This is a genomic window from Dasania sp. GY-MA-18, from assembly GCF_024734385.1.
GTDB lineage: Bacteria > Pseudomonadota > Gammaproteobacteria > Pseudomonadales > Dasaniaceae > Dasania > Dasania phycosphaerae.
This window is the reverse complement of sequence record NZ_JANHAP010000009.1, coordinates 28,460-41,430: the sequence shown is the minus strand read 5'-3', so window position 1 is coordinate 41,430 and position 12,971 is coordinate 28,460. Positions and strand designations below refer to the sequence as shown.

11 protein-coding genes are annotated in these 12,971 nt (G+C 46.9%); 5 read left to right on the top strand and 6 right to left on the bottom strand.

The window, feature by feature from the left end; all coding sequences use genetic code 11:
- Positions 1-143 precede the first annotated feature (143 nt).
- Complete coding sequence (nhaC, locus tag NO559_RS11570) at positions 144-1,652, bottom strand: Na+/H+ antiporter NhaC (RefSeq protein WP_258331995.1); 1,509 nt, start codon at positions 1,650-1,652, stop codon at positions 144-146.
- Between the two features lie 224 nt (positions 1,653-1,876).
- A complete protein-coding gene (locus NO559_RS11565; RefSeq protein ID WP_258331994.1) occupies positions 1,877-4,282 on the bottom strand; it encodes a TonB-dependent receptor in 2,406 nt (801 codons plus the stop codon).
- A gap of 314 nt (positions 4,283-4,596) precedes the next feature.
- Here NO559_RS11565 and NO559_RS11560 point away from each other — a divergent pair, with 314 nt between their 5' ends.
- From NO559_RS11560 to NO559_RS11550, 3 genes are all read left to right on the top strand, one after another.
- On the top strand, positions 4,597-5,493 hold the full coding sequence (locus tag NO559_RS11560; RefSeq protein ID WP_258331993.1) for a LysR substrate-binding domain-containing protein: 897 nt from the start codon (positions 4,597-4,599) through the stop codon (positions 5,491-5,493).
- A 175-nt stretch (positions 5,494-5,668) separates the two neighbouring features.
- Complete coding sequence (gene lysA / locus NO559_RS11555; RefSeq protein ID WP_258331992.1) at positions 5,669-7,126, top strand: diaminopimelate decarboxylase; 1,458 nt, start codon at positions 5,669-5,671, stop codon at positions 7,124-7,126.
- Positions 7,127-7,280: 154 nt separating this feature from the next.
- On the top strand, positions 7,281-9,164 hold the full coding sequence (locus tag NO559_RS11550; protein ID WP_258331991.1) for an aminotransferase class I/II-fold pyridoxal phosphate-dependent enzyme: 1,884 nt from the start codon (positions 7,281-7,283) through the stop codon (positions 9,162-9,164).
- A gap of 74 nt (positions 9,165-9,238) precedes the next feature.
- Here NO559_RS11550 and NO559_RS11545 read toward each other — a convergent pair whose 3' ends face one another.
- From NO559_RS11545 to NO559_RS11530, 4 genes are all read right to left on the bottom strand, one after another.
- The gene (locus NO559_RS11545) at positions 9,239-9,790 is read right to left on the bottom strand and encodes a PEP-CTERM sorting domain-containing protein (RefSeq protein ID WP_258331990.1); all 552 of its coding nucleotides are present in this window, start codon (positions 9,788-9,790) and stop codon (positions 9,239-9,241) included.
- A 286-nt stretch (positions 9,791-10,076) separates the two neighbouring features.
- The gene (locus NO559_RS11540; RefSeq protein ID WP_258331989.1) at positions 10,077-10,736 is read right to left on the bottom strand and encodes a hypothetical protein; all 660 of its coding nucleotides are present in this window, start codon (positions 10,734-10,736) and stop codon (positions 10,077-10,079) included.
- Between the two features lie 144 nt (positions 10,737-10,880).
- On the bottom strand, positions 10,881-11,168 hold the full coding sequence (locus NO559_RS11535) for a HigA family addiction module antitoxin (RefSeq protein ID WP_258331988.1): 288 nt from the start codon (positions 11,166-11,168) through the stop codon (positions 10,881-10,883).
- Positions 11,169-11,177: 9 nt separating this feature from the next.
- Positions 11,178-11,456: a type II toxin-antitoxin system RelE/ParE family toxin gene (locus tag NO559_RS11530; protein WP_258331987.1), complete on the bottom strand. Its 279-nt coding sequence runs from the start codon at positions 11,454-11,456 to the stop codon at positions 11,178-11,180.
- 672 nt (positions 11,457-12,128) lie between these two features.
- Between NO559_RS11530 and merR the strand changes: the two genes are divergently transcribed.
- Together merR and NO559_RS11520 are read left to right on the top strand one after the other, a co-directional pair.
- On the top strand, positions 12,129-12,566 hold the full coding sequence (gene merR, locus NO559_RS11525) for an Hg(II)-responsive transcriptional regulator (protein ID WP_258331986.1): 438 nt from the start codon (positions 12,129-12,131) through the stop codon (positions 12,564-12,566).
- A gap of 44 nt (positions 12,567-12,610) precedes the next feature.
- On the top strand, positions 12,611-12,961 hold the full coding sequence (locus tag NO559_RS11520) for a mercuric transporter MerT family protein (protein WP_258331985.1): 351 nt from the start codon (positions 12,611-12,613) through the stop codon (positions 12,959-12,961).
- Positions 12,962-12,971 lie beyond the last annotated feature (10 nt).

Below are 12,971 nucleotides of genomic sequence, written 5' to 3'. Positions count from 1 at the left end.
TAGCCTAAACGGTATGCATGGCAGCAAGCAGCTAAGCCACAATAGCTAAAAAAGGGCCGCGCACTATATAGGCTTAGGCGGCTATTGTCGAGGGCTAGGCCGCCATGAAAGCCGCCCAACTCAGGCTGTGATTAGCTTTTGAGTTAACGGCTAACGCCCTCAAGTACACTGTTATTCTCTTGGCTGTTAGCTACCGCGCCGCTAGCCACTGGCTCATCATTGCCCATTCCTATACCCAAATACGCCAGCACTATAGACATCAGTGGATTAATTAAATTAAAAAAGCAATAAGGTACATAGGCTATGGTTGCTACCCCCAAGGTGCCCATTAAAAACGCACCGCAGGTATTCCAGGGTATTAAAGGTGAGGTGATGGTGCCGCCATCTTCCAGCACCCGTGATAACACTTCGGGTTTTATGCCGCGTTTTTTATACTCATCGCTATACATACGGCCAGGCATAACGATAGAAATATACTGATCGGAAGCTATGGCATTCACCCCTATGCAACTGACTATGGTTTTGGCTACCAGCGCGGCACTGGATACCGACAGGGCCAATAAGCCGCGCACCATTTTTTGTAACATGCCGGTTTTTTCCATCATACCGCCAAAGCTCATGGCTGCAATAATTAGCCATAAGGTGTGCAACATAGAGAACATACCACCGCGCGATAGCAGGCTGTCGATTTTGCTGTCGCCAGTATTGGACACATAGCCATCAAACAACACCGTCCAGGTGCCTTTTACCATGGCCTCAAAAGTATTGAGGCTGGCGTCATTTACAAACTGGGTAATCACCGGCCCTTGAAACAGCACGGCAAACACACAGCCCACCATGGTACCCGCTAACACTGTCGCTAAGGCTGGCACTTTTTTCATGGCCATAAACACCACAAAGGCCACTGGTAATAGCATAAATAGATTAATGGTAAAGGTATCTGTTAAACCGGCAGAAAACAGTGAGCTATCTATAACCCCATCAACAACATCGGGCTCATGATTTAAACCCAGCACGGTAAATATCACCAAGGTGATCAATATACTGGGGAAGGTTGTCCACATCATGCTGCGTATATGAGTAAACAAGTCGGTGCCGGTTACCGCTGGGGCCAGGTTAGTGGTATCAGACATGGGCGACATTTTATCGCCAAAATACGAGCCCGAAATAATCGCACCGGCGGTAATTTCTACCGGCATATCCAGGCTTACCGCCGTGCCCATTACCCCTACCCCTATGGTGCCTACGGTAGTCCAGGAGCTGCCCACACAAAAAGACACCAACGCGCATAACAAGCAGCCTGCCACATAAAAATATTCAGGGCTTAGCAACAGACCGCCGTAATAAATCATACTGGGCACCGTGCCCGATAATATCCAACTGCCAATTAAGCCGCCTACCGATAACAGTATTAGCGCAGCCATTAAGGCGGCCGATACTGAGCTGATAATGGTCTGTTCTATATCTTCCCAACACAAGCCGTTTTTAACGCCGATTAAGGCCACCACCGCTGCTACCAAGGTCAATACAATTTGGTTGGGGCCTAGGGAGGAATCCTCACCAAAAAAATAAACGGATAGCGATAATAAGCTCACCAACAAAACTAAAGTAATCGCAATATCCCAACGAGTAGGCGCTTTAATACTAGACATATTAAACGCCCTCGCTAGTAATTATTAGATAAACGTTAAGCATGGGGGTACCTCTGGGATTGACACAAAAAATTATTATTACTGTTATATGTAGTAACTGAGCCACAGCGCATAGGCGCGCCAACCTACATGGCAAAAATAAAAATCTAAAAAAAGACCATAGCTTAGCGGGCTAAGCTATGGTCAACAGGGACATACTCATGAGAGCACTATGAAACTAGGTTTTAGTAATCGTAAGACACACGTAAACCTACCGTGCGCGGCCGATTAGTAGTAATCCGCAAGCTGGTATCTAAGGAGTTAATAAACAACTCAGCACGCTCGTCGGTTAAGTTCTCTACAAATAACTCTGCGCCCCAGTGCTCATCTATGGCCATGCCAAAGGATGCGTCTACGGTTTGGTAAGAGTCTTGTAAGTAACGGTTTGCCTCTATCACCGAGCTGTATTGCTCGTCGGTGTAGGAGTAAACCAGCTGCGCATGCGATTCCATATCCGCTATAGTCCACTCATAGCGCGCGCGTAAGTTAAGTTGCACCGGTGGCGCTAAGGCTATTTCGCTGCCCTCTTTGGCAATTTGGCTACCGCCCTCTGAGACTTTAGTCATCTCGGTATCTAACAATGAGAACGAGGCAAATAGCATTAAGTTATCGGTGGCCGCAAAAGTTATATCACCTTCTAAACCGTAAATTTCAGAGTCAGATACATTGCTAACAAAGGTCACCACGCCGACGTTTTCAAAATCGGTAATGCCCACTTGCATGCCTTGCCAATCAATAAAGTACAGCGCACCGTTAAAACGTACCCGGCCATCTAGCCAAGTGGTTTTCCAGCCAAACTCATAGTTGGTAACTTCATCGCTATCGTAGGTTTGCGATACAAAAGCGCTTTCCGGGGGACGGTTTAAACCACCGGGTCTAAAGCCTTCAGAGTAGGTAACGTAATACAACTGATCATCATTTGGGGTGTATTCCAAGGAGGCCTTAAAGATGGTGTCATCTTGCTCATAGGGTAGGTGATCGGCAAAAATTTCATCGTAGTTTCGGCCGTTATCATCTTCGTCTACGGCATTCCACTGCTTAGCACTGGCAAAGCTGGTAGAACCCAACATGGAGATATCGATTTCATAATATCTAGCCCCCAAGGTGGCCGATACTTGCTCGGTGATATCAAAATTCACCTCACCAAAAATGGCGCGCTGGTCTTCGCGGCGAGTAATATCGTTGGTGTAAGTAATACCCCGTGGCCGGTAGTCGGGGTTTACCGTGGTTGAACCCGGTAAAGGACGGTTAATATGGAAAGCTTCACTATCGTATACCGCTTGCACATAGAAGTTGCTATCGACTTCGGTTTTAGCATCGTCGTGGTACAGGCCGGCAATAAAATTAACTCCGCCATCAAAGTCTGAGCTTATGCGCAGCTCGTTGGTTTGCCGGGTGTTGTTCACTTGGCTATCGGGCATACCCTGTATGGGGCTGCCACAATGGGTGTAGCTGGGCTGACATAAGTAGTAGTAAGAGAAGGTACCCACGTGGGTATAGCCAGTGTAGTCAAAGCTGTTAACCACTTCCCTATCCAAATAAGAACCCGCGTAAACCACATCTAACTGGCCTATGCGTCCTTCAACGGTAACGCCAATTTGCTCGAACTGATCATCTAACTTATCGGGGAAGTAGCGGGTAACTTCTAAATCGCCTATGCCTACACCGGTAGGTGCCTCGCCGGGAGTTTGTAAATCATCAATTTTGCTGGGGGCGTGGTCAAAAACACCGTCGGCCTCTAGCTCTTGGTGCATAAACTGGCCCAAAATACTCCAGTCGTCATTAATATTGTATTTTGCGCCAAAACGATAGCCGGTGTATTGAGTATCGTTAAAGTCGTCTTCTACAAAATCAGCGTTGTTAGCAACGGTGGTGGTGGCTCCCGTTGGAAAACCCACATCGCCGGGACCAAAGGAGGTTTCGCCATAGACGTTGTCTATATAACCGCCGTCTACTGCGTTATAAAACACACCCCGCACCGCTAACTTGCCCTCAATTAATGGGAAGTTAAGCACCAGCTCTTCACTGTGGCTGGACTCACCCTTGTGGGTGTCGGACACACTCACATCCACACTCACCTGGGTTTCTTGCAAATTAGGCTTGTTGGTAATTAGGCGTATGGTACCGGCCTGCGAGCTAGCGCCAAACAAAGTACCTTGCGGGCCAGGCAGTACCTCTACTCGCTCCAAGTCAGCCGCGTACACATCTAAGTTGCGGCCGGTAGAGCTGGCTGGCTGTTCATCCAAATACAAGGCCACGTTGGGGATGGGGGCACCAAATTCAACAGAGGTTTGATCGGAAGAGTCGGTAGCCATACCGCGTATAAACACCGAGGACTGGCCAGGGCCACGGCCTGCGGAGTTAACACCCGGTAAGTAGCGCACATAGTCATCAAAGTTGGCGATATTAAATTCGTCCAACTCGTTTTCACCCATGGCGGTTACCGCTATGGCAACATCCTGCAGGCTTTTTGCACGCTTGGTAGCGGTTACTACCACTTCCTCCAGTGCGCTTTGCGCCTGCACAGCAACACTCATACTACTGGCGGAGGCTACGATAATGGCTTGGGTTAAAAGTTTTTTATTAAACATTGCTTATCCCTTGTTATTGTTTTGGGCTTAAGGTCAACACTTAGCCGCCATAAGCCGCACTAAGCTAATTGATATAACGGCCACTATAGTAATCAGGGCTAGACGCTGCTGAATAGTGAAAAGAAAACACCGCAGATGTGACTAAAAGGCACTAGCTAGTAAGCCCCTGCCTTAGCGGCTATATTGGGGCTTTAGCCTTGTTTAAAAATAATGAAGTTCATACACTGGTTTTATGACCTAGCCCTAACTGGCGGGCCATTAGCGCAAGCAACGCTTTAATATAAGCCTTAACAAACATTGGTAACTGACGCCCTATGACCAAACTGCCTCCCCTTAATGCCCTGCGGGTATTTTCTGCTGTCGCCAAACACTTATCCTTTGTGCGCGCCGCCGACGAGCTTTGCGTTACCCACAGCGCAGTGAGTAAACAAATCAAACTGTTAGAGGACAATTTAGAGGTAAAACTTTTTGATAGATCGACCACGCAAGTAGATTTAACCGCCGAGGGCAAAGCGCTGTTACCCGCGGTCAGTTCAGCACTGGAGCTAATCACCCGCTCGGTAAAAGATTTAAAACAAGATGATTACAGTGGCGAGTTAGCCATCTCCACTCCGCCCGCCTTTGCCGCCTATTGGTTAATGCCCAGGCTACATAAATTTAAAGCCCTATACCCCAAGCTGCGCATCAACCTGTTAACTTCTGATGATATGGAAGCCGCCTACAACCCCGATTTAGACGTATGCATATGCTGGGGGAACGCCGACCAGTGGCAGTACCGCGATGTAATATTATTAGTGGAAACCTTAAGCTTTCCCGTATGCAGCCCTAAACTTTTAGAGCAAGAGCCCAAACTACTTAAGCCCGTAGATTTAAAACAGCACACCCTAATTAGTGAAGGCAATGACGGCCTGTGGGCCACTTGGCTAGCAGCAGAGGGCGTCACCGGCATAGAAGCGAATGACAGCATGATTATACCCAGTACCATACATCAAATGATTGCCGCCAGGCACGGCCTAGGCGTAGCCATGGGCGATAACCTAACCTGTGCCGACGACTTACGCTCTGGAGTATTAGTACAGCCCTTTGCCAGTAAAATTCACGACCCTTCTTCTTACCATTTAATTACCAGCCAACAAGAAAGCTTATCCGAGCGCTGCAAAGTTTTTATAGATTGGTTACTGAGCGAAGCCAATATGACTATCCCCACCTAAGTCCACAGCCACAAAAGATTATTTTTTAAGCAGATGTAACAGACTTGTGAATATAAATCACAAGCCACCTTAAAAAATGTCTCTTGTGGCTATTTTAAAAAAAGTCGACAGTAGGCTCAGTTTCACATTTTATTAATTTATAGTGTTTGCCAAACACTGCAACTGAGTATGACAAATGAGACAAGCTGTTGCTTTACACCCCTGGGGCCGCCCCGGCCATTTAACCAGCCAAAACAACCAACTGTATATAGACGGGGTAAACACCGTTGAGCTGATAGCAGAATATGGCTCGCCCTTATATGTGTATTCAGAACCTAAGCTACGCCAAAATGCCAATGATATTTTAAGCAACTTTCGCCGCGTACACGCCAACACCACGGTTTGTTTTGCCAGTAAGGCCAATGCCAATATTGCTGTGTTACAAGTTTTTAAAGACGCAGGCTTAAGCATAGAAATTAATTCGGGAGGTGAATTTTTTAAGGCCAAAACTGCTGGCTACAGTGCTAAAGAGATGGTGTTTAATGGCGTGGCCAAATTACGCCCAGAGTTAGAACAAGTCATCGCCGAAGACATTAAAGCCATCAACGTCGATTCTATTGCCGAACTAGAGCGCATCCTATCGGTAGCGCAAGCGCTAAACAAAAAAGCCAATGTTACTCTGCGCATAGTGCCCGAAATAAAAGGTGGCGCTGCCGCAGGCTGGGAAACCGGCACCTCCAGTTCCAAATTTGGTATGACCCGCGAAGAGCAGCGCATTGCCATTGCGCTAATCAATGCCAACCCCGATTTTTTAACCATGACTGGCATACACGCCCATATAGGTACACAGGTCACCGACCTTAACGCCTATCAAAAAGAAGCGGAGTTTCTAATCGCTTACGCCAAAGAAGTTAGCGCCTTAATGCCCTACCCTTTACAACATATTAATCTGGGTGGCGGCTACCCTAAAAACTACAGTAGTTCAGAGGAAAACTGGCATAGCGTAGCCCAGCACTACCAGGAAAACTATCGCACCGATGTAGATTTTGAAACCATAGCGAAAGTTTTAATCCAACCTATGACCGATGCATTGGGTACTGATATAGAACTTATTGTTGAGCCTGGCCGCAGCATGATGAGCGACACCGCCATTTTGCTTAGCCGTATAGAATGTGAAAAACAACGCAGCGACCACCCCGTTTATTATTTAGATGCCGGTTATAACATCCTGTTTGATATTTATTCAGGCTGGTATTTTCACATGCTTAACGCCAGCCGCGCCGACGATAAAGACACCAAGCTCTGCCGCATGGCTGGGCCGCTCTGTGATAGTACCGACACCTATTACGATGTAGAAGGCGAAGGCCGGGTTAAATCCCTACTCGCTGCCGAGCCTGCGCTTAGCGCTCACCATGCCACTTTGGAGCAGGTATTAGTACATCAACCCAACTTGCGCGAGCTACCCGCCAACACCCAAAACGGCGACATCATCGCCCTGTTAGATACCGGCGCTTATGCACTGGAAATGATGAACGAATACTGCGGCCGCGCCTCTGCTGCTGCGGTGATGACCGATATGCAACAAGGCAGCAAATTGATACGCAGACGCTCTGAGCCCGAGGATTTATTGCGCTTTGAGGTGTATGAATCCTAGCCTCTAGTCTACAGATACTAGCCCATAGAGCTAATCGCTAGCCCAGCGCTGGCGATTGGCTTCACTCTCCCTACTGCGCGCATGCAATAGCATAATCAGCCAGCAGTGCTAATCTTAAATACCACTCTGTAATTTTCGCAATGAGAGTTTGCCTATGACTGCTATTGCCTGCCATGTCGCCATTATTAGTAATGACAAAGACTTTCGTGAGCACTGGTGTGCACAACTTAATAGCTGCGCGCTCAACCAAAAAAATGACCTTAATATCAGCTTTATAGCCAGCAGCTATGATCAGTCTGTCAGCTTGGCTAGCGATGATGGTTTGCTGCAAGCGGTAATCATCGATGCTGCCGCTATAGAGCAGGCCCAACAACTAGCGCTAAAGCTAAAGAAACTGCGCGTTGAACTGTCGCAATTTTTAACGGTAGTTGATGCTGGCCCTATAGACGATAGCTTTGATGAGCTTTTTGCCCGCGACGAACACAATTTCAATAATGTATATCGGCTAGTACAAGCCGCCCTGCAAAAACGCGCCAGCACGCCTTTTGCCGATGCCCTGCGCGAATACATCTACAGCGCCAAAGACTCCTGGCACACACCCGGACACGCCGGTGGTGATAGCTTGCGTAGCAGCCCCTGGGTATCGGACTTTTATGCGCTCATGGGCGAGCATGTATTTAATGCCGACCTGTCCTGCTCGGTACAATCGCTGGATTCATTAATGGATCCGCAATCCGTTATGCAAGAGGCGCAAAAGCTGGCAGCAAAAACCTTTGGCGCTAAACACACGTTTTTTGTTACCAACGGTACCTCTACCGCTAACAAGGTGGTGGTGCAACAACTGCTGGGCGGTGGCGGCAAAATCTTATTAGACCGGGGCAGCCACAAATCCATGCACCACGCGGTGATTATGTTTGGCATAGAACCCATCTACCTCAACCCCAGCCTGCAACCGGAGTACGGCGTTTATGGGCCGGTATGCCGCGACGATATTTTAGCTGCCATAAACGCTCACCCCGACGCCAAACTGTTAGTGCTCACCTCCTGCACTTACGACGGTCTGTATTACGATTTAGCTCCGATTATTGAGGCGGCTCACGCCCAGCATATTAAAGTGCTGATAGACGAAGCCTGGTATGCCCACGGGCGCTTTCACCCTGCCCTCAGGCCCAATGCCTTAGACTGCGGTGCCGACTACGTCACCCAAAGCACCCATAAAATGTTGTCGGCTTTTTCGCAAGCCAGCATGGTACACGTGGCCGACCCTGACTTTGATGAGCACCGCTTTCAAGAAAATATCAATATGCACACCTCCACCAGCCCGCAATATTCAATGATTGCCAGCTTGGATGTGGCCCGCAAACAAATGAGCATGGAAGGCTATCAACAACTCAGCCGCTGCCTAGCCATGGCTAAACGGCTGCGCACAGAGATCAATCAAACCCAAGTGTTTAGAGTTTTGGAATTAGAGGACTTACTTGCCCCCGAAGTGCGGGCCGATAATATTCGCCTAGACCCCACCAAGGTCACCATAAACACCAGTGCCTCGGGCTATAGTGGTAAACAGTTGCAACAATTATTATTTGAGCAATACGGTATACAGGTAGAAAAAACCACTCACAATACAGTTTCGGTATTAGTCACCTTAGGCTCTACCGACAGCAAAGTGCTACGCCTCATACACGCCCTGCAACAAATGGCCAGCAACGCCAAAGCGCCCAGTAACAACACCAAGGTCATCCCCTTGCCCGCCATGAGTGAACTCAAATGCTTACCTAAAGACGCCTACTTTGGCGCCACCGAAGACCTGCCTTTATTGGCTGAAAGCCAGCAAGTAAACCCCAGCCTAATAGGCCGCATTAGCGCCGATGAGCTAGTACCCTACCCACCGGGCATACCCTTGTTAGTACCCGGCCAAGTCATTAGCCAAGGCATAGCCGATTACTTATTACAGCTGATTAAAGGCAAACACGTAACCGAAGTGCACGGTTTAGTTTATATGGATGAAGAAGCTATGTTGCGTTTGGTGCGCAAGTAATATTAAAAAATTAATCGATCTCAAAAATAAAAGGGGCCAAACAAGGCCCCTTTATCGAACTCTGCAGCTTACGCTTAACAGGCTTTTTTCCTTCTAGAAAAACCCAGCCCAGCCAAACCTAAACCCAGCAAAGCCAGTGAACCTGGTTCGGGGACATTTGTGCTGTTGATGTCCAACACCACCGAAGTATTAGCGTTGAATGATAGGTTTTCCCAGTCAATCGCAATAGCATTGTTGTTGAAGGTAATATTGGAAGCTGAAAAACCTGCCATATTAGTGCTACCGTTGATAGTCACGCCGGTAAGCAGAGAGTCTATATTGTAAAGTAAAATACCATTGTCAATCGTCAAACCACCGGACGAATATGACTGAGAAGAACTACTCCACGTTCCAGAGCCATCGTAATCAAAGATGATTTGTGTGTCGGTGGCACTCAAGGTGAAATAGCCACTAAATGCGCTGGTAGAACTGCCAGCAACAAAAGAGCCAGGGCTACCTAGTCCATTATAAGCACCGCCGTATGAGTAGTATTGCCAGTCAATGGTATCACCCAATAGGCCCGCATTAGCAGCACCGGCAAACATCCAGATAATGCAGATTGACTTAAGTTTTTGCATTGTAATCATTGTTTTGTCCTTGCAGTGAATTGGTTAAATCTAATAAGCATAATAAACAAGCAAAACAGAGGCCAAATTTTAACCAGTTGATTTTAAAGAACTTATTCTAAGCTCGCACCCAAACTGTAAATTTTGCTGACACATCCCAGCCTTTTATCCCCAAGAACGATAATTTAGAAACCGTATAATACCCTTTGCCACACCCAGTAACCGCATGCACCAAACAGCTCTAACATTGGCCTTTAACCCTATGCAGCCCCTATCGGCAAAGCCTAATTGATAGCCAGTGCTAAACTTAACGCTTAAACAATTGCGGGTTATTTTTGATAAACGCATTAATCCAACGTTCAAGAAAAGATTGATTTTTGGCCGTTTTAAGATAGCTGTAACCCAGCACCGAAATAATCAGCGCGCCTATAGTGTCTACAATCAAATCCCACATTGTGTCAGTCAAGCCTGAAGGGTCATCAAGCATAGGCTTTTGCATATTCATGCCAAATAAACCATCCATAGAAAACTCAAATATTTCCCAAATCGCCCCCATCCCTACCGCAAATAAAAACGAGAAAAAGGCAACAAAGCCAGGCTTCATATAAAGCCCCACATCTTCTGTTTCATTCAACACATGCACCAATAAAAAGCCCACAATTCCGAGTAAGATGCCAGAACTAGAATGTAAGGCAATGTCCCACCACCAATAGCGCGTATAGTAATCACGGATCTCGCCTAAAAATAACGATGCGAATACAAAGATAATAACGAACAGTACAAACTCAGGAGGGATAAAAATTTTAAAAAAACGCCTGATAAAAATTGGCGTTAAAGTTACCAATAAAATAGCGGCTGTAATTAAACCCGTAGGCCACTGCTGATGCCAAAAAGCGACTACCGCCTCCACCAACAAAATAAATTGCAAACCTAGCGATAGCCGTATATGTAAGGTTAATTTACGCACTGAACCCCCATAAGCTTAAATAAGCAAACCATTAAAGTTTAACTTGCGCATCAAATAAAGCTATAGCTACCTGCTACTGCAAGGGGTGCCGGGTAACATTCACTTTTTGTTCAAAAGAGGGGGGATTTGTTAGCACCCTTATTATTACGCCGCATTCAAAGGCGTAACATTTAAATCTTTACGGCTAAGTTCAGCCAACCACAAATCATATTGTGTTTGCTGATTTAGCCAGCTCTCAGATGAAGTATTAAACGCAATAGATAAGCGAACGGCCATCTCCGGACTGATACCAGCCTTACCATTAATGATGCTCGATAAAGTTTTGCGGCTGACACCCAAAGCCTCAGCCGCATCAGTTATGGTTAAGCCTAGTGGCTCCAAACATAACTCTTTAATAATTACGCCAGGATGCGGGGGGTTGTGCATTAACATTATTTCACCTCAATGATAATCTTCGTAGTTAACGATTTCGGCATGCTCGCCATTAAAACGGAAAGTCACCCGCCAATTACCGCTCACTCTTACCGACCAAATATCAGCCTTATTGCCAGATAACGAGTGCAGGTATAAGCCTGGTAAATTCATATCATTTGGCGACGCCGAAGCATTAAGCCGACCTAATATCAGCTGCAACCGCTTGGCATGCTTTACCTGAACACCTGATGTTCGGCCAGTTTTAAATAATCTCTCTAAGCCTTTATGCTTAAATGATAGGATCATGGGCAAAATGTAACCCGTAACGTTACACTTGTCAAACAGCATAAGCAAACCATACAAAGCGACAGCTAAGCGCTAGAGCCTCTAATTTATAATCCCACTATTTAATCCCTGAGCACTTAAACTCTTTACCAGCAGCTAGGCAATTGACTCCACCCCATACAAATCCACTCCCATTTATCGTAATATCTGCCCCCTATTCCATCTTTCACCTCAAATAATGACGAAGCCTTAAATGACTGCACCTACCGCCACTGCCCAGCACACCCCCATGATGCAAAGGTATAAAACCCTATAAAATCAATTAGTTATACAATAAAGCTAAGAATTATCACACTTCTTGTTACACTTTTTTCTGCAAAGGCAGAGTATTTCCTGAAAATTCACTAGATTACAAAAGCAACTAACATACACCTACACACTTGCCCTGTTTTCAAAATTCATTGCCTTCGCGGACGTGCCGGTTCCAGCCCGGCCTCTGACACCATCCCCCCTCTCACATAAACGCAATGGCTCATTTCCTACCCCACATTCTGACAACCTGCTTAGCTCCAAACACCTCTACAGTTCCAGGCTAACATTTCCTTGCTTGAAGCTATTGCTCTAACATATCGGAGTGAACCTGAAAGCTCACTATTGTCCAACCGGTATCAATAGACCTTAATTAGGATAGCAATGAGTACAACTGTATCTAACCCCTCAGCTCTTACCATTGGGAAACTGGCGGAGGCCGCAGGTATCAATATAGAAACCGTGCGTTACTACGAACGGAGAAACCTGATTGAGCAGCCGACTAAGCCAGAGCACGGGTACCGGAAATACCCTCAGGCGACATTGGAGCGCATACTCTTTATCAAGCGCGCACAAGAGTTGGGGTTTACACTAGATGAAATCACTACGCTACTAACGTTGAGCGAAACGTCCTGCCATGAAGTAAAAGACCTGGCGGAGCAAAAACTGGATACCGTGCAGGCAAAAATCGAGGATCTACAGAGCCTTCAAGCCGTTTTGAACAATTTAGTCATCCAATGCCAGAACAACCCGGATGAATCCCATTGCCCTATAATCGAATCCCTGCTCCCTTCCAGAACACCACTTGACCCCGTACCTTAGTACGGGGTTTATAATGGCTCTGTATACTGTTGTATGGAGCGGAAATGCCCAATCAGAATTCCAACTGGCCGGTAATCGGCGGTATTGCAGCAGCCCTTGGTGCCGGACTTTGCTGTGTCGGACCTTTTTTGCTGATCTCACTGGGTATCAGTGGCGCGTGGATCAGTAATCTAACCCAGTTTGAGCCCTATCGGCCCCTATTCATTGTGGCGGTATTGATATTATTTGGGTGGGCGGGTTGGCAAGTGCATCGCCCTATCGAGCAGTGCGAGCCCGGTTCGGCCTGCGCAATCCCCCAGACTCGAAGAAGACGCCAGATCATCTTTTGGACTGCCATGCTGCTGGCCACCCTTTTCGTCGTCAGCCCTTACTGGATACCGCTAATCGCGGAATAGGAAATCTACT

Coding starts and splice junctions, on each gene's coding strand:
- nhaC (WP_258331995.1), bottom strand. CDS start 1,652: ATGTCTAGTATTAAAGCGCCTACTCGTTGGGATATTGCGATTACTTTA.
- NO559_RS11565 (WP_258331994.1), bottom strand. CDS start 4,282: ATGTTTAATAAAAAACTTTTAACCCAAGCCATTATCGTAGCCTCCGCC.
- NO559_RS11560 (WP_258331993.1), top strand. CDS start 4,597: ATGACCAAACTGCCTCCCCTTAATGCCCTGCGGGTATTTTCTGCTGTC.
- lysA (WP_258331992.1), top strand. CDS start 5,669: ATGAGACAAGCTGTTGCTTTACACCCCTGGGGCCGCCCCGGCCATTTA.
- NO559_RS11550 (WP_258331991.1), top strand. CDS start 7,281: ATGACTGCTATTGCCTGCCATGTCGCCATTATTAGTAATGACAAAGAC.
- NO559_RS11545 (WP_258331990.1), bottom strand. CDS start 9,790: ATGATTACAATGCAAAAACTTAAGTCAATCTGCATTATCTGGATGTTT.
- NO559_RS11535 (WP_258331988.1), bottom strand. CDS start 11,168: ATGTTAATGCACAACCCCCCGCATCCTGGCGTAATTATTAAAGAGTTA.
- NO559_RS11530 (WP_258331987.1), bottom strand. CDS start 11,456: ATGATCCTATCATTTAAGCATAAAGGCTTAGAGAGATTATTTAAAACT.
- merR (WP_258331986.1), top strand. CDS start 12,129: ATGAGTACAACTGTATCTAACCCCTCAGCTCTTACCATTGGGAAACTG.
- NO559_RS11520 (WP_258331985.1), top strand. CDS start 12,611: ATGCCCAATCAGAATTCCAACTGGCCGGTAATCGGCGGTATTGCAGCA.